This is a genomic window from Hymenobacter sp. UYAg731 (assembly GCF_054061335.1).
On record NZ_JBSSEC010000003.1, the window covers coordinates 115,374 to 137,686 of the forward strand.

General features: G+C 64.0%; 19 protein-coding genes. 7 read left to right on the plus strand and 12 right to left on the minus strand.

The features are described from left to right. Nucleotides 1–185: 185 nt before the first annotated feature. Entirely contained in the window at nucleotides 186–1,223 is a 1,038-nt protein-coding gene (locus ACVWYF_RS08660; protein ID WP_457066685.1) for a transglutaminase-like domain-containing protein, read from the minus strand. A gap of 232 nt (nucleotides 1,224–1,455) precedes the next feature. Here ACVWYF_RS08660 and ACVWYF_RS08665 point away from each other — a divergent pair, with 232 nt between their 5' ends. From ACVWYF_RS08665 to ACVWYF_RS08675, 3 genes are all read left to right on the plus strand, one after another. After that, a complete protein-coding gene (locus tag ACVWYF_RS08665; RefSeq protein ID WP_457066687.1) occupies nucleotides 1,456–2,172 on the plus strand; it encodes a DUF421 domain-containing protein in 717 nt (238 codons plus the stop codon). Nucleotides 2,173–2,210: 38 nt separating this feature from the next. After that, on the plus strand, nucleotides 2,211–3,086 hold the full coding sequence (locus ACVWYF_RS08670; protein ID WP_457066690.1) for a helix-turn-helix domain-containing protein: 876 nt from the start codon (nucleotides 2,211–2,213) through the stop codon (nucleotides 3,084–3,086). Between the two features lie 166 nt (nucleotides 3,087–3,252). Further along, complete coding sequence (locus ACVWYF_RS08675; RefSeq protein WP_457066692.1) at nucleotides 3,253–3,687, plus strand: DUF983 domain-containing protein; 435 nt, start codon at nucleotides 3,253–3,255, stop codon at nucleotides 3,685–3,687. A 90-nt stretch (nucleotides 3,688–3,777) separates the two neighbouring features. On the opposite strand, the gene ACVWYF_RS08680 is transcribed toward ACVWYF_RS08675, so the two are convergent. The 4 genes from ACVWYF_RS08680 to ACVWYF_RS08695 form a co-directional block, all read right to left on the minus strand. Then, nucleotides 3,778–5,772, minus strand: a complete 1,995-nt coding sequence (locus tag ACVWYF_RS08680) for a M1 family metallopeptidase (protein ID WP_457066694.1) — start codon at nucleotides 5,770–5,772, stop codon at nucleotides 3,778–3,780. Nucleotides 5,773–5,967: 195 nt separating this feature from the next. Continuing rightward, entirely contained in the window at nucleotides 5,968–6,357 is a 390-nt protein-coding gene (locus ACVWYF_RS08685) for a hypothetical protein (RefSeq protein WP_457066696.1), read from the minus strand. A gap of 61 nt (nucleotides 6,358–6,418) precedes the next feature. Next, complete coding sequence (locus tag ACVWYF_RS08690; protein WP_457066698.1) at nucleotides 6,419–7,600, minus strand: serine hydrolase domain-containing protein; 1,182 nt, start codon at nucleotides 7,598–7,600, stop codon at nucleotides 6,419–6,421. 2 nt (nucleotides 7,601–7,602) lie between these two features. Next, the gene (locus ACVWYF_RS08695) at nucleotides 7,603–8,244 is read right to left on the minus strand and encodes a hypothetical protein (protein ID WP_457066701.1); all 642 of its coding nucleotides are present in this window, start codon (nucleotides 8,242–8,244) and stop codon (nucleotides 7,603–7,605) included. A gap of 56 nt (nucleotides 8,245–8,300) precedes the next feature. On the opposite strand from ACVWYF_RS08695, the gene serA reads away from it, so the two are divergent. Next, nucleotides 8,301–10,202 carry a phosphoglycerate dehydrogenase gene (gene serA / locus ACVWYF_RS08700; RefSeq protein WP_457066704.1) on the plus strand — a complete coding sequence of 634 codons (1,902 nt, stop codon included), beginning with the start codon at nucleotides 8,301–8,303 and terminating at the stop codon, nucleotides 10,200–10,202. An 82-nt stretch (nucleotides 10,203–10,284) separates the two neighbouring features. On the opposite strand, the gene ACVWYF_RS08705 is transcribed toward serA, so the two are convergent. Then, entirely contained in the window at nucleotides 10,285–12,138 is a 1,854-nt protein-coding gene (locus ACVWYF_RS08705) for an FG-GAP-like repeat-containing protein (protein ID WP_457066706.1), read from the minus strand. Between the two features lie 384 nt (nucleotides 12,139–12,522). Here ACVWYF_RS08705 and ACVWYF_RS08710 point away from each other — a divergent pair, with 384 nt between their 5' ends. Then, complete coding sequence (locus ACVWYF_RS08710) at nucleotides 12,523–13,752, plus strand: YHYH protein (protein WP_457066709.1); 1,230 nt, start codon at nucleotides 12,523–12,525, stop codon at nucleotides 13,750–13,752. Nucleotides 13,753–13,764: 12 nt separating this feature from the next. Here ACVWYF_RS08710 and ACVWYF_RS08715 read toward each other — a convergent pair whose 3' ends face one another. The 4 genes from ACVWYF_RS08715 to ACVWYF_RS08730 all read right to left on the minus strand — a co-directional run bounded on the left by ACVWYF_RS08715 (nucleotide 13,765) and on the right by ACVWYF_RS08730 (nucleotide 18,250). Beyond that, entirely contained in the window at nucleotides 13,765–14,451 is a 687-nt protein-coding gene (locus tag ACVWYF_RS08715; protein ID WP_457066711.1) for a GNAT family N-acetyltransferase, read from the minus strand. A 54-nt stretch (nucleotides 14,452–14,505) separates the two neighbouring features. Beyond that, nucleotides 14,506–15,654: a DJ-1/PfpI family protein gene (locus ACVWYF_RS08720; protein ID WP_457066713.1), complete on the minus strand. Its 1,149-nt coding sequence runs from the start codon at nucleotides 15,652–15,654 to the stop codon at nucleotides 14,506–14,508. A 116-nt stretch (nucleotides 15,655–15,770) separates the two neighbouring features. Then, a complete protein-coding gene (locus ACVWYF_RS08725) occupies nucleotides 15,771–16,736 on the minus strand; it encodes a GlxA family transcriptional regulator (RefSeq protein WP_457066716.1) in 966 nt (321 codons plus the stop codon). A gap of 83 nt (nucleotides 16,737–16,819) precedes the next feature. Beyond that, the gene (locus tag ACVWYF_RS08730; RefSeq protein WP_457066718.1) at nucleotides 16,820–18,250 is read right to left on the minus strand and encodes a D-alanyl-D-alanine carboxypeptidase; all 1,431 of its coding nucleotides are present in this window, start codon (nucleotides 18,248–18,250) and stop codon (nucleotides 16,820–16,822) included. 257 nt (nucleotides 18,251–18,507) lie between these two features. Between ACVWYF_RS08730 and ACVWYF_RS08735 the strand changes: the two genes are divergently transcribed. Continuing rightward, the gene (locus ACVWYF_RS08735; protein ID WP_457066720.1) at nucleotides 18,508–19,107 is read left to right on the plus strand and encodes a helix-turn-helix transcriptional regulator; all 600 of its coding nucleotides are present in this window, start codon (nucleotides 18,508–18,510) and stop codon (nucleotides 19,105–19,107) included. Between the two features lie 12 nt (nucleotides 19,108–19,119). Here the strand turns inward: ACVWYF_RS08735 and ACVWYF_RS08740 are convergent, their stop codons facing one another. Beyond that, a complete protein-coding gene (locus ACVWYF_RS08740; protein WP_457066723.1) occupies nucleotides 19,120–20,025 on the minus strand; it encodes a hypothetical protein in 906 nt (301 codons plus the stop codon). A gap of 286 nt (nucleotides 20,026–20,311) precedes the next feature. Between ACVWYF_RS08740 and ACVWYF_RS08745 the strand changes: the two genes are divergently transcribed. Further along, nucleotides 20,312–20,590 (plus strand): YidH family protein, encoded by a 279-nt coding sequence (locus ACVWYF_RS08745; RefSeq protein ID WP_457066726.1) that lies wholly within the window; start codon nucleotides 20,312–20,314, stop codon nucleotides 20,588–20,590. Nucleotides 20,591–20,611: 21 nt separating this feature from the next. Here ACVWYF_RS08745 and ACVWYF_RS08750 read toward each other — a convergent pair whose 3' ends face one another. Beyond that, nucleotides 20,612–22,222, minus strand: coding sequence for a Na+/H+ antiporter (locus ACVWYF_RS08750; protein WP_457066729.1), 1,611 nt, complete (start codon nucleotides 22,220–22,222; stop codon nucleotides 20,612–20,614). Nucleotides 22,223–22,313: the final 91 nt, after the last annotated feature.

Here is a 22,313-nt window from a genome sequence, read left to right on the forward strand (position 1 = left end):
CCGCCGCACCACTGGCCGCGCCTTGGATAAGCGCCGACGGCCCAGGTTTAAAACCAGATGTCCATCGCGAAGCCGGACTTCGCAATGGGCACCAAAAAAGCATTCCCAAACGGGCAGCGACTAAAACACCCCGGCCCGCCGACGCTGCTGGAGCGCCGGCGGGCCGAGGTAGTTTCCCGCACTAACTACTGCGCCGTGATGTCCGAATACTCGTACTTCCGGGCCACTTCCAGCGGCTGGCCGTCGGCCTCGGCGTAGGGATACACGAAGTAGTTGAGCGGCGGGCCAGCCTGCTTGGGGGTCAGCACCACGTCGCGGCCCCGGGTGAACTCGACGCGGTTTTCGTCGTGCGCGCCGAAAAAGTAAGCGCGCTTGTCCGGGTTCTTGGCGGCTTCGGAGGCATCGACGGGCACCCAGCCGGTTTCGGGGGTGAAGAATTCGGCCCAGCAGTGGTAGCCCTTGATTTCGCCGTGGCCGCGCTCGGCCGGCAGCGGCAGCCCGATGCTGAAGCGGGCCGGAATGCCCAGCGCCCGGCAGTAGCCGATGACGATGGCGTGGAAATCGGTGCAGTTGCCGCGCCGGGCATCGCAAGCGTAGTAGATATCGCCCCGGCCCCAGCCCTGACCGGTTTTGTCATAGGTGACGGTGCTCACAACGTGCTCGTAGATGGCGCGGGCTTTTTCGAGCGGGGTTTTGGCTCCGGCTTTGGCCACGACTTCTTCGGCCTGAAGCTTGATTTTAGCATCGAGCGGCACGAGGCGGTCAGGGGCCAGCCAGCGGGCCAGGTTGGGGTCCGTTTTTTCTTTGACGGGCTTGGCCGTGGGGGCGTTGGCGCGCAGGTTGAGGTGCTCGCGGCGCGTGATTTGGGCGGTGAGTTTCACCACCAGCGGCGCGGTGGATACGGCGGCGGGCTCGGACCTGGTAAGGCGCAGGTGCAGCATCTGGGTCCCGTATTCGCCCTTCTCGATTTTATACGGCACGGGCAACTCAATCTTGAGGTCGCGCACATCCTGCGAGGCATCGGCGTGGGGTACGGGCAACCACAAATCCAGGGTTTTGGTGCCGGCCGGGGGCACGGGCAAGGTCGCCGTACTGGTGAGCACGAACGTGCGGCTACGGGGCGTGGCCGCCGTTTGGCCCTGGGCACCCAGGCCCGGCAGGTGCGCAGCCGCACCCAACAGCCCCACCCAAATGGCGGGGGAAATCAACAACGAAACATTCACGGCAACGAGGCAACAGGTTGCTGCTGGCGGGCGTCGGCAAAGCTGGATTAAAGCCGATAAATCGGCCCAACCCGGCGGCCACCGCTCCGTGCGATACCCGCCGGCGCGACGCCGCACGCGACGCCCGCCAGTCAGGGCCAACCAGACCCCAGCAGTGCCCCAAAGGTACGGCGCGGCCAACCGTGAGCCGGGCCGTGCGTACCAGCAACGGCTTCACCCCTGCTTCCTTTTCATGCTCTTCCTCGCCGAACCCATCACGCCTTTCGACTGGCAGCGCCTGCTCTGGACGGCCGATGCGCCGCCCACTTTCCTGCTCGAAGTTGTGTTTCGGTGCGTGGTAACCTACCTGCTGCTGCTGGCCACCCTGCGCGTGATGGGCCGGCGCGGGGTGCGGCAACTGTCCATTTTCGAGCTGAGCATTATCCTGGCGCTGGGCTCGGCCGCCGGCGATACCATGTTCTACCACGACACGCCGCTGCTGCCCGTCGTCATCGTGTTTGCCGTGGTGAGTGCCATGTACTGGCTGTTCAACCGCCTCACCGAGTGGTTCCCCCGCTTCAGTGACTGGCTCGAAGGCACGCCCGTGCTGCTGGTGGAAGAAGGCCGCATCAACATGAAAAACCTCGATAACCTCAACCTGACCCAAAAGGAATTATTCGGCGAGTTGCGGCAGCAGCAGGTGGAGCACCTGGGCCAGGTGCGCCGCGCTTACATGGAGGCCACCGGCAACCTCAGCGCCTACTTCTACGCCCCCGATGCCGCCGCCCCTGGCCTGCCCATTTGGCCCGAGCTGCTGGCCAAATCGCAGCACCGCGCGGAGGCTGCCGGTGCCCACGCCTGCTGCAAGTGCGGCGAAGTAAAGGAGTTGGCACGCGGCGATGCGGCGACGTGCCCGATATGCCAGGGCAAGGGCTGGGTACCGGTGTGCGATGCTCAACGGGAGGCGTAATACTCTGGCTCATCCCGCCCCGCGCTACCTTTAGCGGTATGAAGCCCACCGCCCTGACGGGTACGCCCCCGCCGGTTCTGGCCCTGGCCTCGTTTCCGGGGCCGCTGGCCCGCACGCCGTACTACTGCGACCGCCTGCAGAGCCACGTCGTGCGGTTTCCGCACGTCAACGTGCCGCACTCCCACGACTTCTACCTGCTGCTCTACATTACCGAAGGCGCGGGCACGCATACGGTCGATTTGGTGACGTATGAGCTGCGGCCGGGCAGCCTGTTTTTTCTGGCTCCGGGGCAGGTGCATCAGTGGCACTTAGCGCCGGAGACCCGCGGCTTCGTGGTGTTTTTCAGCGCCGATTTCTACCTCTTTCGCTACCCCGGCAGCGGGCTCTACGACTTCCCGTTTTTCGCCAGCGCGCACTCGCCGGTGCTGTATTTGCCGCCGGCCGAAACGGAAATTCGCCCGCTTTTCGAGCGCCTTTTTGCCGAATACGAGGCGCCGCAGGCCAATCAGGCCGAGGTTTTCCGGTCCTACCTGCACCTGGGCCTGGAACTGGCCGCCCGTCACTACGCGGCCCCGGTCGCGGCCGAAACGGGCCTGGCGCAGCAGCAAATCCGGCAGTTTGGGGCGCTGCTCAACCAGCACTTTCGCACCCATCGCAGCGTGCGCGACTACGCCGACTTGCTGCACGTATCGGCCAACCACCTCAACGCCCTGTGCCGCCGGGTGCTCAACAAAACGGCCAGCGCCCTCATCCACGAGCGCATCGTCACCGAGGCGCAGCGGCTGTTGAGCCACTCGGCGCTGGGCGTGGCGCAGGTGGCCTACGAGCTGGGGTTCGAGGATGCCTCGTACTTCGGGCGCTACTTCCGCAAGTACACCGGCCACACGCCCGAGGCCTTCCGGCAGCAGCGTTGATTTGTCCGGTAAGCGCCCGCAAATGGGCGGGAGCTGCAGGGGAAGCGGCTGGTAATTTTGGGGCATCACAAGCGGCAGGTGCCGCGCCGGCCACTTGCGCATGGGCGCGGGCCGCATTTACCCGTATAGACACTACTATCTTATGCACTCCTCCCCCGCCCCGGTTATGGCCGAACCTACCCAAACACCCGAATTCGTCGATTCTACTGCGCTGGCGCTGCTCCAGCTGCGCTGCCCGCGCTGCCACCAGGGCAAGCTGTTCAGCTACTCGGCGCTGAACATCACCCGATTTGCCCAAATGCCCGAGCAGTGCCCCGTGTGCGGCCAGACCTTCGAGCCCGAGCCGGGTTTTTACTTCGGCTCGATGTACATCACCTTCGGCTTCAACGTGGCCACTACGCTGGTGCTGGGCGTGCTCATTTATTACCTGATGGACAACCCCGATGCGTGGGTGTACGTGGCCCTTGTCACCGCCGTCACGGTGCTGCTCACGCCGGTTATTCTGCGGTATTCGCGGGCGCTGATGCTGTATCTGTTTGGCGGCGCGCAGTATAACCCGGATTGGAAGCGGCATCGTCGCATTGGCGCCTCGGAGGATTAATACCCCACGGCGAACCAACCCACAAAAAAGCCCCGGCTGCTCAGGAAGCAGCCGGGGCTTTTCAACTCTCAAACCCTAACGCTTAACTCCTTACTTCAGCACCTGCGCCCGCCACACGTTGTTGGCGGGGTTGGCGTCGGGCAGCAGTTTGGTGGGGTTGAGGCGCACGAGGGTGAGCGGCGTGGTTGAGTTGTAGCGGAAGGTCCAGGTGCCGCTGCGCTGCCACACTTCTACGGGCAGGCGCACGCGGGTGGTCTTGCCGCTGGTTTCGGTCACGTCGGCAATGACGGGCATGGCGGCTTGGCCCTTGTTCTCCACGGTGATGAGGGCACCCTGGGCGGGGTCCTGGTTCACGTAGGCCACGGTGGTCACGGCCTGGTCGAGGGTCCAGTTATTGTACACCCACTCGCGCCAGAACCAGGTCAAATCCTCGCCGCTGGCCTCGTTCATGGTCCGGAAAAAGTCCTTCGGCTGCGGGTGCTTGAAGGCCCAGCGCTTGATATAGGTGCGGAAAGCATAGTCGAACCGGTCCGGCCCCAGAATCTCCTCGCGCAGCAAAAACAGGCCGTAGCCCATCTTGCTATAAGCCGCATAGCCGAGGTAGTTGGAGGGCGTCACGTCGGGCACGGTGTAGGGCGGCACGGCGGCCGGGTCCATGATGTAGCGGATGTTGCCCTGCACCAGCCGCGTGGTGTCGTTCAGCCGCTTAGCGTATTCGCCGTTGTTGAAAGCGCCCGACGACAGGATGTTGATGAAGGTGTTGAAGCCCTCGTCCATCCACGGGTACTTGCGCTCGTTCGAGCCCACAATCATCGGAAACCAGTTGTGACCGAATTCGTGGTCCGTCACGCTGTACAGGCTGGCTTTGCGGGCCTTCACGCCGCAGAACACGATGCCTGGATACTCCATGCCGCCCACCACGCCGGCCACGTTGGTGGCCACCGGGTAGGTGAATTCGTACCACTGCTTCGAGTTGTATTCGATGCTCTTCTTCACGTACTCCGTGCTGCGGTTCCAGGCCGTATCCTGCGCTGCTTCCACCGGGTACAGCGACTGCGCCAATGACTTGCGCCCGCTGGGCAGGTTCATCTTGGCGGCATCCCACACGAAGGCCGACGACGCGGCCCAGGCCACATCGCGTGCCCGCTGGCACTTGAAATGCCAGGTGAGGCGGCCGTTTTTGCCGCCGGGCCGCGAGCCGGCCTGCGTCACCTCGTCCGCCGAGCGCACCATCACGGTCTGGTCCGAGCCGGCCGCTTTGGCCAGGCGGCTTTGCTGGGCCGAGGTCAGGACTTCGGTGGGATTCACCAGCTCACCCGAGCCGCCCACGAGGTAGTTGGCGGGCACGTTCAGGGTGTAGTCGAAGTTGCCGTATTCGAGGTAAAACTCGGCCGTGAGGTAGGGCAGCGTGTTCCAGCCCTCTACGTCGTCGTACACGGCCATGCGCGGGTACCACTGCGCCACCTCAAATATTTCGCCGTTCTTGGTTTGCAGGCGGCCCAGCCGGTCCGAGCCGTATTCCGGAATGCTGAAGCCGTAGGCGATGTCGATTTTCAGCTTGTCGCCGTTCGGCTTCAGGGCCTCGGGCAGCATAATTTGCATGCGCGTATCGGTTACGCGGTAGTTGGCTTTTATCTTTTTGCCGTGTAGCTCGATGCTCACGGTTTGCAGCGAGTCGCCGCCCCGGAAGCCGCGCGAGTTGTTGCCGAAGCGCCCGCCGCCCACCGGCGTGATGGCCGCCCCGCGCGAGTCCTCGCGGTACAGGTTCTGGTCGACCTGTAGCCACACGAAAGCCAGCGCGTCGGGCGAGTTGTTGGTGTAGGTGATGGCCACGGTGGCCGTCACGCGGGCCGTTTTCTCGTCGAGGCGGGCGTCGATTTTATAGTCGGCCGCGTTCTGCCAGTACTCCGCGCCGGGCTGGCCGCCGGCCGTGCGCGTGGGTGTGCTCAGCTGCTCGATGAACGAGGGGTTGAAGAGCGTGCGCGAGTCGTAGGCCGGGCCGGTATTGGGGCTTTGGGCCAGGGCCGGGCCGGCCGCCAGCAGGGCCGCGCCTAGCAGCGCGCCGGGCAGGAAGGGTATTTTCATGCGAAGTATCAGAAGGAAAAAGTAAGTTGAGAGCAACAAGAACATTGCAAAAAGAACGTCATGCTGAGCTTGCCGAAGCATCTCTACCGCGCAACTAATCAATTTTAGTATTGCGGTAGAGATGCTTCGGCTGCGCTCAGCATGACGTTCTTTTTATCCTGTTCAATTCGCCAAAGATACCCGGCGCATCTGCTACTACCGCAGCCGCTGCTGCACCAGCTCCATCAGGCCATTCAGGTCGGCCGCGTCCATCTCCGGCGCTTCGATGAAGGGCGTGAGGCCGCCATCCGCATCCACGGCGAAGGCCGCTGGCAGCGGATGCCCGGCCCATTGCGGGTAGTCGCGCCGGAACTCGTCGCGGTGCGGAAAATCCACCGGCACGGGCAGCGTTTTGATGAATGCACCCCACTCCGGCCGCATCGCCGTGGCCCCGTAGGTGATGGCGCAGAGCGAGCAAGGATAAGTTGAGGGCGAAAGAATTTTGTGGAACATGTCCTTAAGGCCGGCCAGGCGGCCGCCGTCGGCATTGTACACGAAGAGGAGGCGTTGGGGCAGCACTAAAAAACGGGAAGCAGGAGGTGGCATAATAAAGGAAAGCTGATTGACAAACGGCAAACGAGCGCCGCCAGCTGGCTATTCGAAGCGGCTATTTTTCTACGTATTGATAGGGCACGTAATTCTCCCACTGCCAGGGCGTGTCCCGGTCGCCCAGCAACCGTTCCAACAGCGCTTTAAAGATTTTGTCGGCGTTGGAGCTGTTGCCCAGCAGCAGCAGCCCCACCTTGCGCTCGCCGAAGATAACGCTGTGGTTTTCCCAGCCATCGTCGTGCCCTTCCTTAAAATACGCGTGGCCGTAGGGCGACTCAAACGTGCCCCAGCCCAGCCCGTAGCCCAATTTAATCACGCGGTTGCTGTCCGGCGCAGCAACCGATGCCAGCGGCCCAAACTGCGCCTTGAACGGAATGCGTACCTGCGTCCGAATCATTTCCCGCTTGGTGGCCGGCGCTAGGCCCTGGCCCTGCATCACGGCGGCCATAAAGGCGGCGTAGTCGGCCGGCGTGGTTTCCATCGAGCCGGCCGCGCCGGCTTTGGTGCGCTTGTGCTTTTCGAGGGGCTGGCCCTGCTCGTCGTAACCCAGCGCATAATTCTGCTCAAAGGCCGGCTGCCATACGTAGCTGGTGTGCGCCATGCTCAGCGGCCGAAAAACCCGCTCCTCACTCAGCGCTACCAACCCTTTCTGCGTGATGGTTTCGACCACTAGCTGCAGCAGTTGCAGGCCTTCGCCCGAGTACGCGTAGCGCGCCCCGGGCTCAAACTGGAAGCGAAGCTTTTTGTCGGGCGCTATCCAGCGCCAGTTGGGCAGGCCGGTGGTGTGCGTGAGGGCCATGCGGGCCGTGAGGCGCGGCCAGCGCGCATCGTCGGCCAGGTCGTGGTAGGCGTCGTACTCGGGCAGCGGTTTGGGCAGGTATTCGGCCAATGGCCGGTCGAGGTCGAGGCGCTTTTCCTGCACCAGCTGCATCACCAGGTAGGCAAACACCGCCTTGCTGAGCGAGGCCCCGTACATGGCCGTTTGCGGTTCCAGCGGCGCTTTGGTTTCGAGGTTGCGGTAGCCGTAGGTGTGCAGGTAGCGCACCTTATTACCCTCCAGCAACGCCACCGCCAGCCCCGGCACCCGGGCCGAATCCATGAGCTGCTGCACGGTGCGGTCGATGTCGGCCGGGCGCAGGGTGCGGCCGTCGAGGGTGTGGAAGGGGGGCGCTTTCTGGGCTTGGGCGGGCGCGGTGGTCAGGGCCAGCGCGAGGGGCAACAGTTGCAGGAAAGTCTTCATGGCTAGTGAATTTCCAGTTTGGCGTAGGTGAAAGTATTACCGGGGTTTTTGCCGGCCCACATCTTCTTTTTCAGCAGCAGGGTTGAGTTGGAAAGCCAATGGATTTCAACCGGCTCCCAGGTAGCCGGGTCAACCGACGGCTCCAGTATCCAGAGCTGCTTCCAGTGATGGCTTTCGAATCGATAAATCCGAATTTCATTGGGAAAAACGGCATCCTCTATTCCTGCCGATATCGTGGCAAATCTTCTGAAGTCAGGGGAATAAACGGGCATACTGAAAACTTCCGTTTGCTGACCACTTCTATCAACCAGGATATTGCTCGACCATTCGTAGTGGTTATGCTCAATCAAGTGGCATTCCAACTGCGGGCAGTAGCCACGGTAATGATATACTTCCCAATCCGGATTTTCTTCCTCGACCGGATTATCTTTAAAAACCACCCGGCCTTTAGTAGTCGGAATTACAATGCGTCCCCGTATCTTCTTCAGCGGAAAAGTCACGGCTGGCTTAGTTACTACCGCCCCTTTCGCCGCCGCCAGATACGCCGCCTTCGTCAGCGGGCTGAACGTGACGCGCACCGCCGGCGGCACGGCAGCGGGCAGTTTCAGGAGCAGCGTTAGCAGCAGGAGTAGCACTGATTTCATAAAAACTTGGGCGTGGAATGCCGCGCCAAGGTACTGCCGGCCCCACCTTTGCGCTCATGCTCAACGCTGCCGCTCCCCTGCCCTACCTCGTCTTCGATTTCGACAGCACCTTCACGCAGGTTGAAGGGCTGGATGAGCTGGCCGACATTGCCCTGGCCGGCCGCCCCGACGCGGCCGAGCGCGTGGCCCAAATCCGCGCGCTCACCGACCAGGGCATGGCCGGCGAAATCGGTTTCCAGGAGTCGCTGGCCCGGCGGCTGGCGCTGCTGGGGGCCAATGAGCGCCACCTCGCCCCGCTCATTGCCCGCCTCCAAACCAAGGTAAGCGAGAGCATCCGGCGCAACGGGGCCTTCTTCCGGCAGTTTGCGGACCGGATTTATGTGGTGAGCAGCGGCTTCCGCGAATTCATTGAGCCGGTGGTGGCCGAGTTCGGCATTTCAGCCAGCCATGTGCTGGCCAACACCTTCACCTTCGATGCCGAGGGCAACATCATCGGCTGCGACCCGGCCAACGTGCTGAGCCGCGACGGCGGCAAAATCCGGCAGCTGGTGCTGCTCGATTTGGACGGGCCGGTGTACGTGCTCGGCGATGGCTACACCGACTACCAAATCCGCGAAGCCGGGCTGGCCCACCGCTTCTACGCTTACACCGAGAATGTTAGCCGCCCCACCGTGGTGGCCCACGCCGACGAAGTGCTGCCCACCTTCGACGAGTTTTTGTACCAACTAAGACTTCCCATGACTTTATCATACCCCAAAAACCGCATCAAAGTCTTGCTGCTGGAGAATCCCGATGCCCGCGCCGCCGAGCTGTTCCGCCAGGAAGGCTACCAGGTGGAAGAAGTGAAGGGCGGCCTCGACGAGGAAGAGCTAATTGCCCGCATCGAAGGTGTGAGCCTGCTCGGCATTCGCTCCAAAACGCAGGTAACCCAGCGCGTGCTCGATGCGGCCAACCGGCTGATTGGCATCGGTGCTTTTTGTATCGGCACCAACCAAATTGACCTCACCGCCGCCATGAAAAAGGGCGTGGCCGTGTTCAACGCGCCGTTTTCGAACACCCGCTCGGTGGTGGAGCTGGCGCTGGGAGAAATCATTGTGCTGGCCCGCCGCATCCCCGAGAAGAACCCCAAAATGCACCGGGGCGAGTGGGATAAGTCGGCCAACGGCTCGTTCGAGATTCGGGGCAAAACCCTCGGCATTGTGGGCTACGGCAACATCGGCTCGCAGCTTTCGGTGGTGGCCGAGGCCGTGGGCATGAAGGTGGTGTACTTCGACGTGGCCGAAAAACTGCAGCTGGGCAACGCCGTGAAATGCCGCACGCTGGAAGAGCTGCTCACGCAATCCGACGTGGTGACGCTGCACATCGACGGCCGCACTGAAAACACCAACTACATCGGTGCCCCGGAGTTTGCCCTCATGAAAAAAGGCGCGTTATTCCTCAACAACGCCCGGGGCCATGTCGTGGACGTGCCCGCCCTGGCAGCGGCCCTGCGCAGCGGCCACCTCGGCGGCGCGGCCGTGGACGTGTTTCCCTACGAGCCCAAGACCAACAGCGAGAGCTTCGAGAGCGAGCTGCGCGGGCTGACCAACGTGCTGCTCACGCCCCACATCGGTGGTAGCACGGCCGAAGCCCAGCGCAACATTGCCGAGTTCGTGCCCGAGCGCATCATGCAGTACATCAACACGGGTAACACGCAGCAGTCGGTCAACTTCCCCAACATTCAGCTGCCTACGCAGCAGGCGCACCGGCTCATCCACATCCACGCCAACGTGCCCGGCGTGCTGGCCAAAATCAACAACGTGCTGGCCGCCCACCACGTCAACATCCTGGGCCAGTACCTGAAAACCAACGAGCACATCGGCTACGTGATTACCGACATCAACCGCGAGTACGACCACGAAGTAATTCAGGCCCTGCGCGAGGTGGAGCACACCATCAAGTTCCGGGTGCTGTACTAAACCGACAGTCCTCCAACGAACACGGCCCCGGTGCTCCTTGCGGAGGCCGGGGCCGTGTTTATTTAGCCTGAATTACCGCCGCTTATTGGCGGGTTACTTTGCGGCTGATGCTGCCGCCGGCCGTGGTGAGGCGCAGGACGTAGACCCCAGCGGGCAGCTCGGGCAGGCCGGCCAGCACCTGGGGCGCGGCACCGAGGGCCAGCTTGGTAGCGAACACCGGGCGGCCGGCCAGCGAAAACAGCGTCACGGCCGTGGCCTGGGGCTCGATGGTGCCGGGCAGGGCCACCGACAGCTGACTGGTGAAGGGGTTGGGGTAGGCTTCGGCGGTGGCGGGAGTTGTAACAGCGGCGACGGTGGCGCGGCTCAGGGTCACGACCGGCGAGAAGTTGAGGGTACCGTCCAGGTCCACCTGGCGCAGGCGGTAGTAGCGGCGGCTGGCAGCCTGGGCGGTGGCCGAGGCATCGAGGTACTCGTAGTTGTGGGCGCTGGTGCTGGTACCGGCGGCGGCCAGCTCGGCCACGGCCACGAAGGCAGTGCCATCGGCCGAGGCTTCAACCACGAAGCTGGCGCTTTTCAATTCCTGAGCGGTGGTCCAGGTCAGGCGGTTGCCGGCGCTGGTGGCCTGGCCGCCGAAGGCGCTGAGCACCACCGGCAGCGGAGCCGTGATGGTGGGCGCGGCGGCCGAAACCGCTTGCTCGTAGCGGAACACCGTGCCGTTGCCGTTGCCGATGAAGAGGTCCAGCAGGCCGTCGCCGTCGTAGTCGGTTACGGCCGGGGCCGCGTAGCCGCCGCTGTTGCTGGGGTTGGTGCCCGAGTTGCTCATATTAATGACGCTGGCGGCCGTGCCGGCCGTGCTCAGGTTCTGCACGAAGCTAAAGGTGAGGGCGTTGACCGAGGTCTGGGTGTATAGCTGCACGTTGCCGGCCACATTGCCTACCAGCATATCGAGCTTGCCGTCGCCGTCGTAGTCGGTGATGAGGGGCTTGCTCACGTCGCCGGCATCGAGAATGGTGGTGCCATCGGCCAACTTGATGGTAGTGGCAGCGCTGAAGCCGGCCGTGGTATTATTGGTGGCGGCCAGCTGCTCGTAACGGTTCAGGTAACCATTGTTGCTGCCCACGATGATGTCAACCAGGCCGTCGTTATCGATGTCACCCACCGAAGGACGGGCGTAAGAACCGGCGTTGGCCACGGTGGTAGTGGTTACGCCGTAGGGGTTGACGAACAAGGTGGTGCCGGCTCCCATTTTGAACGCGTTGGCACCCGTGCTGGCGGCTTGCTCGTAAATCAGCACTTTGCCGTTTTCCTCGCCCACGATGATTTCCTGCAGGCCGTCGCCGTCGAGGTCGCTCACCGTTGGCTTGGCGTAGAGGCCCACATCGACGGTACCGCCGGCCGCGAACGTAATAAGCGTGCCGGTGGTGCTGAATGCGCCGTTGGTCGTCGTCTGCTCGTAGTCAATCATGGTGCCGTCGCCCTGGCCCACCAGCAGCTCCAGCAGGCCGTCTTTGTCGAGGTCGGCGGCCACGGGGGTCGAGAAGTTGCCGGCGGCCGTGGCGCTGGTGGCGTTCACGCTCAGCTGACCGTAGTTCCGGTTTGAGGAAACCCGGGTCACGCCCATTCGGGCCGCGCTCACGGCGGTGCCGGCGGCGGTGGTCAGCCGCACCCGGCCCGTGCCCGCGGCGGCCGGCACGATAAAGGTGGCCGTGGTAGCGGGCACCAGGCCCGCCGAAGCCCGCACGGCCTGCCCGTTCAGCAGCACCGAGGTGAAGCCCGTGAGGTTGGTGCCGGTGATGGTGACCGTGGCACCGGGGGCGGCCGTGGTCGGCGTTACGCTGCTGATGGTGGGCGCCTGGGCCATGGCGGCGGCGGGCAGCAGCAAACCCAGCGTGGCCAGGCAGAACAAACGAGCGGCGGGAGTAGCGAGCGTAAACATATTGCTGATAATGAGGGGAAGTGACTTGGGGAGGGGCCAGCTTAATTGCGACCGTTTTGATGATACAAAGCTCCTCACCGGGGCCGGGTGGTATTTTTTCCTTCGTCTAATCCGGTCACTTTCCCGTTCAATGAACCCGATTTCCCAGCGAATGAAATCCGGGCCGCTAACTGGCCAAAAAGTGCGTACCCAGCCCTTTGAAGGCGTTTTTACCGGGCTGTTTTTCTTCCATCGAGCACTATCGATAAGTCGTCGGCCTAAACTGGCCGTTGGTCGGTGCAAATTCCCGGGTTGGAGAAATATTGGGGGGCAAGCCTGCGACCGGGCTTACTTTCAGGCTTGATTCGCGTTTTTTCCGGTCGTCTCTCTTCAACTCCTGCCTCTATGCCCTATCGCTACTTCCTGGCCCTGCTACTACTGATTCCCGCTCTGGGCCGCGCCCAGATAACCCCCATTGTGAGCGGCTGGCTGGTGAACACCACCGGGGCCACCGGCTACAACAACATCCCGAGCAACGTGCAGCGCGTGCAGTACTCGGCGGCCAACGTGTACATCACCTGCACGGGCATTCCGGGCTACGCCATCGGCGGCTGGGGCAACAACCCCAATACGGCCACCAACCAAAACTTCGTGTTCAAGATAACGCGCACACCCACGCCCAACACCGGCCCGGCCACGGCCACGCCCCTGGGCCACACCGGCATCTGGAGCAACGGCGTGAGCCTCTTCAACGCCAAGGACGCCATGAGCTACAACAACGCGGGCGTGTGGAACCAGAACGCCATCGTGGTCGAAGGCCCCGGCTTCGACTCCTGCCTGGGCCACCCGGCCGGCAACGGTGAGTACCACCACCACCTCAACCCGCGCTGCCTCTATAACGACCACGACAGCAGCCGCCACGCCCCGCTCATCGGCTTTGCTCTCGATGGCTACCCCATTTACGGGGCCTACGGCTACGCCAATGCCAACGGCACCGGCCCCATCAAAAGCATGAAGACTTCGTACCGCGCCCGCAACATCACGGCCCGCACCACGCTGCCCGACGGCAGCACCGCCAGCTCGGCCGGCCCGGCCATCAACACGGCCAAGCCGCTGGGCTACTATGTGGAAGATTTCGAATACGTGGCCGGCCGGGGCGATTTGGACGTACACAACGGCCGCTTCTGCGTGACGCCGGAGTACCCGGCCGGCACCTATGCCTACTTTGTCACCATCAATAGCCGCTACGAAGGGGCTTACCCCTACACGCCCGGCCCTACTTATTATGGCGTGATTCCGGCCGGGGCCATCGGCCCGCAGTCGGGCCACGCGGTGGTAAATGAGCCAGTGACGACCTACGTGGTGACGGCTACTTTCCTGGCCGCCGGCCTGCAAATCAGTGCCTACCCCAATCCGGCCAGCAATAGCCTCACCGTGGCCCCCGAAGGCGGCGTAGCCAACGACCTGCGCGCCACATTATTCAACACGTTGGGCCAGCCCGTGACGGCGGCGGTAGCCCTGCATCCGTCGGTGCCGGCTGAGCTCGATTTATCCACTGTCGCGGCCGGGGTTTATTACCTCAAAGTGCAGGGCGCGGCAGTTGGCGGCACCCAAAAAATTGTGGTGACACATTGATGCCCTCCAGCCTCAGGCCGGATTTTTCCGGATGATGTAAAAGCTCATCTCCTTGCGGGCCACAAACCCGAGGTGCTGATAGAGCTGGATGGCCCGCGTATTGTCGGCTTTTACGTGTAGAAACGGGATGCCCGCGGCGGCAATGATGCGCTGGGCCTGGCGCTGAATGAGCTGGCCGGCGTAGCCCCGGCCCAAGTGGTCGGGATGGGTGCATACCGCGCTGATTTCAGCGTACGGGGCCGGATTCATCCGTTGCCCGGCCATCGCCACCAGCTCATTCCCCTCATAAATGCCTTCGTAGTGCCCGAACGCAATGGTGTTGGGGAAGAACGGGCCGGGGTTGGTTTGCCTGGTGAGGGCCAGCATGGCGGGCACCTGCGCCGGCCCCAGCAGCATGGCGGGCGGGCTGTCTGGGATGTCCGCTCCCGGCCGCTCCTGCACCATTTGCCCCACCTGCATTTGCTGCACCACCTGCCATTGGGGCGGAATGACCATTGGCACCGGGCTAACCACGCCCAGCACGCGTTCGGCGGGCACCAGGGCGTGGAGCGCATCAAAAGCCTGCGGCGTGAAGGTTTCAAACCCCACAAACGGCGACACGTCTTCCGCAAAATACTTTACCTGCGCGGTGCCATTCGCCAGGGGTTCATTGCCCGAAATCAGCGCGTTCCAAACGGGGTTATCAAGTATATGGGCCATGAATTCGATGATTGGGCAGGGGCCAAAAATACGCATCAGGGCAGAGAAAAGCCTCTAAAATCCCGGATACTCAAAATCCAGCGCCACACCGTAGGCGGTGGCCCGGCCGTAGCGGGCCGCGATGCCAGCCAGGGCATTATCGAGCTGCTGCGTAGCGGGCCGGCCATCGAAAGCCGGCAGCAGGAGGCCCGGCGGGTTGGGGGCACCCGTCGCTTGGTCGGGCACCACCATTAGGCCGTGGCGCGTGCGCAACGGCTCCCGGGTGGCGGCCACGGCGCAGGCGCGGCTGCGGCCGGTGCGCGAGTACGCATCGATGGTCAGGGCCAGGGCAATGTCGTCGACCCCAGGCGCGACTGGTACGCCAATGCTTTGCCGCCTGAAGAACCAGCCGTTGGTAAGATTCACGGCCAGCAGCGCCGTAAGGTTGCGGCCGAAGCGCGGGTGGAAGCTGTCGCTGTTGTGCCGGGGGCTCCAGTCGGCCACGCCCAGCGCCCGGGCCAGCGCGGCGGCCCGGGCGGGGCCGGCAATGGCCTCCACCAGCGCCAGCGAAACCGGCACCGCCGCGCTGATGCCAGCGCTGGAAATGAATTTACCATCGGCCACGTAGCGGGTATTGGTCAGCCAGGTGGTGGCCGGGTATTTCGCTTTGCGCAGGCTTTCGGTGGCCCAGTGCGCGGTGGCGCGGTGGCCGGTTAGCAGGCCGGCATTGGCCACCACCAGCGCGCCGTCGCAAATGCTGACAATGGTGCTGCCCTTGCCGGCCTGCGCCGTAATCCAGGCCAGCAGCACCGGGTCGGCACTTTTCACCACGGCGGGCACAATTACATAGTCGGCCCCGGCCGGAAAGCGCGCGTCAAAGGCCTGAATCGTGGCATCCGGCCGGAGCTGCAAGGCCGGCCGCATGCTGAGCAGGCCCGGCCGGGTGGCCACTGCCAGCACCTCGGCGGCCCCCGACTGCGCCAGCACCGCATAGGGAATCACGAAGTCGGTAAGCTCGGTGGCGCTGTTCTCGCCGATGACGGCCACCACCGGCCGGCTGCGCCCAAACCGGGCCAAATACGGGGCTATTCGCTCGGTTGGCACGGCAGCTGGGGCCGTTTTGGGCGGCGCATCAGCGGGCTGGGCCGCAGTTGTTTTCAACGCCCCAATCAGCAGGGTCGACGCCAATACAGCAGCCAGCAGAAATCGAAAAATGAGGGACATGGGCTTGATTACAGAAAAAAGGGTGAGGAAATAAAAGGGCGCGCACAGCCAGCCAGGCATTGGGCCAATGCTGATTTCAAAAAGCACGAAAGAGCGCAGGGGCCGAAAAGCGCCGCCTAGGGGGCCAGGGCAGGGCGCGCAATTTCGCCGGCGGGCTTGGGCAAAATGCGCTGAAGCTGCCGCACGTTGCGGAAGCCGCATTGGGCGGCAATGGCCTCGCGGGTCAGGCCCGGGTCGCGGTGCAGGGTGCGGGCCAGCTCCTGGCGCAGGGCGGTGGTGTACTCATTGAGCGTGAGCCCCGTGGCCAGGCGAAAGGTGCGGGTGAGCGTGCGCGGGCTCATATGCACCAGCTCGGCCAGGGTGTCGAGGGTAGCGCCGGCGGCCAGGTTTTCGGTGAGCCAGTCCTGCACGCGATGCACGGCCGAGTTGAGGTGGTTGCGGTAGTCGAGGTAGATGCTCTGCTGGCTGTGGCCGGCCCCGCGCCGGGCGTACACCACCAGCTCGCGGGCCACCTTGGTGGCGAATAATGGCCCGTGCGCTTCTTCCAGCAGGTACAGCGCCAGGTCGATGCCGGCCGTGATGCCCGCGCTGGTGTACAGGTTTCCGGCCTGCACGAACAGCTGGTCGGCCTGGGCCAGCACCAGCGGGTGGCGGGCCTGCAACTCGGCCAGCCGCTTCCAGTGCGTGGTGCATTTGCGGCCATCCAGCAGCCCGGCTTCGGCCAGAATGAATGCGCCGGTACACACCGAGCAAACCCGGATGCCCCGGCCGTGCTGCTCACGCAGCCAGGCAAAAAAGCCGCTTCCCTCCTGCCGGAACGCGGCGGAGCGCAGGTAGTCCATGTCCACGCCCGGCACGAAAATCAAATCGCCGGGCTCCACCTGAACATCCTCGAAAGCCCGCAGCGGCCCCAGGCCCAGGCCGGCCGAGCTGGTGCTCGCCGCGCCGGCATAGGAGCAGTACGTGAGCCGGTACGGCCGGCCATATTCGGCCGCCTCGTAAAAGACCTGCACGGGACCCGTTAAATCGAGCAAATGCACGCCGGGCGGCACAACAAACACAACGTGGGGCAAGGATTTCATACGGTGGCTGAATTTCTGAGTCAAAAGTACTGGCTCAGAAATTCAACCATCAGCCATTCACCGGACGTATCCGGCCAATGTTGCTACAGCCGCTCGCGCACCTGGCGCAGCACCCGCTCCACCTCGTTGCGCATGTCGCCGCTGTCCACTACGTGGTTATTGTTCATGAAGGTGAAGGCCACCAGCCGGCCGCTTTTGGTGCGCAGGTAGCCGCACACGTTGAGGTTGTTGCTCAGGGTGCCGGTTTTGCCCCACACCCAGGGGCCGGCGGCGTCGTGGTAGCGCTTGCGCAGGGTGCCCTGGCCGCCGCCGGCCGCCAGTAGGCTCAGCAGGCGGCGCTCGGGCAACTCCTGGTGCAGCTTGAGGAGCAGAGCCGTGAGGGTACGCGGGGTGACGAGGTTGAGGCGCGAGAGCCCCGAGCCATCCACCCAGACCACGGGGTCGGGCAGGCCGGTGAGCAGGTTTTTGCGGGCATAGCGAATTGCGCGGGCAGTGCTGAGCGAGTCGTGGCGGCCTATTTTGGTGCTGCACATCAGCAGCAACTGCTCGGCCAGGAAGTTGTCGCTCACGCGCAGCATACGGCGGTAGAGGGAGTCCACGCGCAACCCGTTCAGCGTGCGAACGGAGTCCAGGCCCGGCCGGGGGTGCCACACGGCCCCGGTGGTGGCGCGGCGCAGGGTGTCGCCCAGTAGCCGCAGCATCAGCCCGCTGCTGGTGACGAAGGGGGTTTCATCGACCCACTTCCGGGTGGTGGGCAGCACGTAGAAGCGGTTTTCGTGCAGGGCGCGGATGACGTGGGTGTCCTTATCGAGGGCCGGCGTGAGCAAATCGGCCGGGGCCGGCCCCGCCAGCGGCGCGAAGAAGCGCGGCAACACCCGCACCCGTGACTGCGGCACCAGCCCCGCCCGCACGGCCGCCCCGCCGCCCCTGCGCACCGGCGCGGGCGGCGTGGCGTAAAACCGCACGGTGTTACCGTAAATCGGGAAGGCGGCGCGCTCGGCCTGGAAATAGTAGCCGTAGTCGTCCCAGGTCCAGCCGGGGCCGAAGGGGGCCACGCAGGCAATGGCGCAGTAGGCGAGGCTGTGCTCGGGGCGGTGCAGCAGGAAGTTGTAGGCGCGGCGGCTGGGCACGTCGCCGTGCAGCAGCGTGGGGTCGCCGGTGCCCTGGAAAAACAGGGTGTCGCCACGGCTGAAATAGCGCAGGCTGGGCAGCGAGTCGCCGAGCAGGTGCAGGCCGGTGTAGAAGCTGAACAGCTTCATGTTGCTGGCCGGGGTAAAGTATTTGGTTTCCTGGAAGCCGTAGAACGGCCGGGCGCTGTCGGCGTAGGCCAGGCTGATTCCCACCTGGTGCTGGGCCAGCACCGGCGAGGCCGCTAGCAATGAATCGAGCCAGGGCAGGCGCGGGCCGGGCACCGGCGCGGCGGCCACCGGCGGCTTCTCCGGGGCCTGGGCGCAGGCCGATAGCTGGGTGGTCCCAATCGTGAGTAGCAGCAGGAAATAGAGCGGACGTAGCATTGGCCGCAACTTACGCAGCAAACGGGGCTGGGGTGGCCGTCGCTGGTTTCATAATGGCCCGGTCCGGCCGCTCATCATCCCTGCTGTTACCGAAAGCAGAATGCCTTGCGCGGCTACAACGCATTGAATACAGACGCGCTTGCCTAGCACGGAAAATAGTGTTGAAACATATTTGGCTTTACAATTGGAATATGTTTCAAGGTGTGAAACATATTCTTTATTTTTATGTGAATAAGTTTCACTGGATTCATAGTACCATGGCCCGCCCTTCCAATTTCCCCGATTCGCGCCTGGCCATTCTGCGGCGATACCTGGGCTTGCAGCAGGAGCAGCTGGCCCTGTTTCTGGGCATCAGCCGCAGCCTGCTGGCCAACATCGAAGCCAACCGGCGCGCGATGAGCCGGGTTGTTCACGAGCGCGCGGCCCCTTTGCTGGCCCTGCTGCCCGAATCGGCGCTGCTTACCGTACTGGCCGTGCCCCCGCCGCCGCCCGCCCTACCCGCCGCGCCCGCCCCCGGCCAGCTGGAAGCCCGCCGCGACTACTGCCAATGGCGCGCCGCCAACCTGCGCTACGAGCTGCGCACCCTCAACCATCGGGCGGCCGTGGCCCTCCGCTGGCAGCAGGCCTTGCCCGCGCTGCTGGCCGCCATGCCCCCGGCCGCGCCCGCCCCGGCCCCGCCCGGTGACTGGGCCCGCCTCAGCTATCCGCGCCTGCTGGCGCAGCAATGCGCCACCGCCTTCACCCCCGACGACGCGGCCCGCCACCACCTGCTCCGCCTGCAAGCCGAGGCATTGGAGGCGGAAGCGGCCGCCCTGGCAATGCTATTACCAACGCACCAGGCTGGCCGGCCGGAGTAGCGGCGCGGGTTGCTACACGCTGGCTGCTGCGGGCCGCTGGCCGAAGCGTTGCTTCAGGTCGTCGTAGGCCGCGGGCGAAATGGCCAGGTGCTGCACCACGGTGGCCGTTGCCTCGGTGGCTTTGCCTTTGTCGTCGACTTTGGGGGTCACGTTTTCCAGGGTCAGGTACCGGCAGGCGGGGTCGTTGGCCACGCGGTGCAGCTTGAGGCGGGCGAAGGGGGCGGGCCCGGATTGCGCCGGGTGGAGCGCGAGGGCGTGGAACTGACCGGTTTCGAGGGCCGTGCGGGTTTGGGCGGCGTCCTGGGCGAAGGCGATGGGGTGGGCCAGGGTTTCTTCCTCGGCCCACTCGTTGGTGAGTTCCGAGAAGGGCTCATCGGCCTGCGACCGGGCCAGCAGGTAGGCCCCGCCAATGATAATCAGCAGTTCCACCACCCACACAAACCACAGGAACGCGCCCGAGGGCGTGGCTCCTTTCAACGACCAGGTACCGGTTTCGTTGATTTTACCAATTGCATTCCACATCGCGCCCGGATGGGTGAGCACATCAACAAACAGGCGCGGGCTAAAGGAGGTGCTGGTATCGGCATTGCGCCCGGTGCCGGTGGTTTCGGAGTTGAACAGCAGGGTGAGGTACACGGTCCATTCCAGGTAGGTGGCGGCCAGGCCCACCAGCACCGCCAGCGCGGCCACGCCCTTCGGGCTGCGCAGCTTGCCGGCCCGCGCCAGCAGCATCAGCACCCCTCCCAATACCAACCCAAAACCCAGGCACAGAAAGAAGTTGATGTAGACGAAAGGGATGTACCAGATGGCGTAGATGTAGACAAACGCCAGCACGGCGGCGGCCACCGCGCCCCCCAGCAAAAACAGCAGCACGCCCCCAAGGGGCATTTTATTGGAAGGCTGGTAATAAAGACTCATGCGAAAAAAGTGAAGACAGAGGAATAAATTCAGTCAAAATAAACGACAAATAATAAGTCCCCCTGCCCTATCCAAACATTTCCACGGTGTCCTCCGGAGCGGTGCTTCGGGAGTATGCTTTGCTTTCCCAACCAGCTTTTACGGCATCGCAGGACCTGTCCTCCCCGCCTTTCTGGCGAAGGGCTTCGTATCAGGGAGCGCGCGGCAGACACAGCGGCCGAATGCGACCGAAAAACTATTCGGGGATAAAAAATCTTTTTTTTCTGAGCTTGTGCTCACCGGCCTCATGCTTCCGTCCGCCAACACTCCCCTCTCCCTCACCGACCGGCTGGCCCTCCAGCGTACCCGCCTCGCCAACGAACGCACCCTGCTCACTTACGTGCGTACCGGCCTGGCCCTGGTGGGTTTTGGCCTGGCCCTGCTCCAGTTTCATCCCGAGCGCGGCGGCCGGCTGGGCTACACGGCCCTGGCCGTGGCGGCGGTGGTGCTGCTGGTGGGCCTGCTGCGCTTTCGGGTGCATCGCCGGGAGCTGGTTGCCTGCGCGCAAGCCCCCAGGCCCTGCTAGCCGGCTCCGCCAGCCCCGCTCCTACCGCTCGATGTGCTTCACCTTGGCCTCGTCCAAATCGAGCTGGGCTTCCTGCTGGCGCAGCACTTCCTCATCGAAAGAGTCGTGGTGGCGCAGGTGCTCCAGCGCCGTGCGCTCCACTTGCAGCACGTCGAGCAGCACGCGGTGGTACTGGCGCAGGGCGTCGCGGCCCGCTTCATCCACTTCCAGCGAATTGAGGGTGTGGGTGGTGAGGCTCACCTCAGTTTCCATGCGCTGCTGGAGGCGGGCGATGAGCTCATTGGCCTGAACCTCGGCGGGGTAGTGACGCTTCAGGTGCTTCACGGCGGCGGTGCGCAGGTGCAGGCGCACGCCGGCTTCCTGCTCTTCGAGGGGCGTGCTGTCGTCGCGCTCGGCTAGTTTGGTGAGGCGGATGAGGGCCGGCAGCGAGAGCCCCTGGAGCACGAGCGTCACCAGAATGACCACGAAGGTGATGAACAGAATGAGGTTGCGCTGCGGAAATGCCTGCCCACCGCCCGCCAGCAGCGGCACCGACAGCGCCGAAGCCAGCGACAGCACCCCGCGCATGCCCGCCCAGCCCAGCACCAGCGTGCCCTGCCAGCCGGGGCTGGGCTCGCTGGCGCGGATGCTCCGGCTCAGCCAGCGCGGAATAAAAGCCGCCGGAAACATCCACAGCAGCCGAATTATAATCACCAGCCCGCTCATCAGCAGGCCGTAGGTAATGGCCTGCTGCAACGAATAATTGCCCAGTCCCTCCACCGCAATGGGCAGCTGCAGGCCGATGAGAATGAACACCAGCCCATTGAGCACGAAACTCACGCTGGCCCACACGCTGTAGGCCTGCAGGCGGGTATTGGCATCGAATACCCGGTGCGAGAGGTGCGCGAGCAGCAGCCCGCCGCTCACCACCGCCAGCACACCCGAAAAGTGGAATTCCTCAGCCAGCAGGTACATCACGTAAGGCGCCATGAAGGTGAGCACCGTGTTGATGCTGGGTGTGGTGGGCAGGTATTTATGGATGAGAAAAAAGCCGTAGGCCACGCCCAGCCCCACCACCAGCCCCATGCCGCTCACCAGCAAAAAGCTGGTGGCGGCCTGCTGCCACACAAACGTGCCCGAGAGCACCGCCAGCAGCGCAAACCGGAATACAATCAGGCTACTGGCATCGTTTATCAGACTCTCCCCCTCCAGAATGGCCGTCACCCGCCGGGGCACTTTGATGCCGCGCAGCACCGAGGTAGCCGCCACGGCATCGGGCGGCGAAATGATGCCGCCCAGCAAAAACCCCAGCCCCAGCGTGAACCCCGGAATCACGGCCCGCGCCACGTAGGCCACGATGAGCGAAGTGAAGGCCACCAGCCCGAACGCGAGCAGCCCAATGGCCCGCCGCCAGCGCCAGAAGTCGTTCCACGAGGTCGTCCAGGCCGCTTCGTAGAGCAGCGGCGGCAGGAAAATCAAGAAAATGAGGTCCGGCGCGATGGCCACGCGCGGTAGCCCCGGCACGAAACTCAGTCCCAGCCCGCCCAGCACCAGGAAAATGGGATAGGAAATACCCAGCTTCTGCCCCAGCATCACCAGCAGAAACACGGCGAACAGCAGGCCGAGGATGAGCAGCAGGATGGAATGGAGCATGGGCACTCGGTTGGGTTGAACAACCCAAAGGAACGTCAGTCCGCGCGAGCCTGCGAGTGGTCAGGCGGAGTGAGCGGCATGTTGTGGTAAA

Bases quoted from the DNA above. Each gene is read 5' to 3' on its own strand.
- ACVWYF_RS08665 (WP_457066687.1), top strand. From the start codon at position 1,456: ATGCTCTTCCTCGCCGAACCCATCACGCCTTTCGACTGGCAGCGCCTG.
- ACVWYF_RS08670 (WP_457066690.1), top strand. From the start codon at position 2,211: ATGAAGCCCACCGCCCTGACGGGTACGCCCCCGCCGGTTCTGGCCCTG.
- ACVWYF_RS08675 (WP_457066692.1), top strand. From the start codon at position 3,253: ATGGCCGAACCTACCCAAACACCCGAATTCGTCGATTCTACTGCGCTG.
- ACVWYF_RS08680 (WP_457066694.1), bottom strand. From the start codon at position 5,772: ATGAAAATACCCTTCCTGCCCGGCGCGCTGCTAGGCGCGGCCCTGCTG.
- ACVWYF_RS08685 (WP_457066696.1), bottom strand. From the start codon at position 6,357: ATGCCACCTCCTGCTTCCCGTTTTTTAGTGCTGCCCCAACGCCTCCTC.
- ACVWYF_RS08690 (WP_457066698.1), bottom strand. From the start codon at position 7,600: ATGAAGACTTTCCTGCAACTGTTGCCCCTCGCGCTGGCCCTGACCACC.
- ACVWYF_RS08695 (WP_457066701.1), bottom strand. From the start codon at position 8,244: ATGAAATCAGTGCTACTCCTGCTGCTAACGCTGCTCCTGAAACTGCCC.
- serA (WP_457066704.1), top strand. From the start codon at position 8,301: ATGCTCAACGCTGCCGCTCCCCTGCCCTACCTCGTCTTCGATTTCGAC.
- ACVWYF_RS08705 (WP_457066706.1), bottom strand. From the start codon at position 12,138: ATGTTTACGCTCGCTACTCCCGCCGCTCGTTTGTTCTGCCTGGCCACG.
- ACVWYF_RS08710 (WP_457066709.1), top strand. From the start codon at position 12,523: ATGCCCTATCGCTACTTCCTGGCCCTGCTACTACTGATTCCCGCTCTG.
- ACVWYF_RS08715 (WP_457066711.1), bottom strand. From the start codon at position 14,451: ATGGCCCATATACTTGATAACCCCGTTTGGAACGCGCTGATTTCGGGC.
- ACVWYF_RS08720 (WP_457066713.1), bottom strand. From the start codon at position 15,654: ATGTCCCTCATTTTTCGATTTCTGCTGGCTGCTGTATTGGCGTCGACC.
- ACVWYF_RS08725 (WP_457066716.1), bottom strand. From the start codon at position 16,736: ATGAAATCCTTGCCCCACGTTGTGTTTGTTGTGCCGCCCGGCGTGCAT.
- ACVWYF_RS08730 (WP_457066718.1), bottom strand. From the start codon at position 18,250: ATGCTACGTCCGCTCTATTTCCTGCTGCTACTCACGATTGGGACCACC.
- ACVWYF_RS08735 (WP_457066720.1), top strand. From the start codon at position 18,508: ATGGCCCGCCCTTCCAATTTCCCCGATTCGCGCCTGGCCATTCTGCGG.
- ACVWYF_RS08740 (WP_457066723.1), bottom strand. From the start codon at position 20,025: ATGAGTCTTTATTACCAGCCTTCCAATAAAATGCCCCTTGGGGGCGTG.
- ACVWYF_RS08745 (WP_457066726.1), top strand. From the start codon at position 20,312: ATGCTTCCGTCCGCCAACACTCCCCTCTCCCTCACCGACCGGCTGGCC.
- ACVWYF_RS08750 (WP_457066729.1), bottom strand. From the start codon at position 22,222: ATGCTCCATTCCATCCTGCTGCTCATCCTCGGCCTGCTGTTCGCCGTG.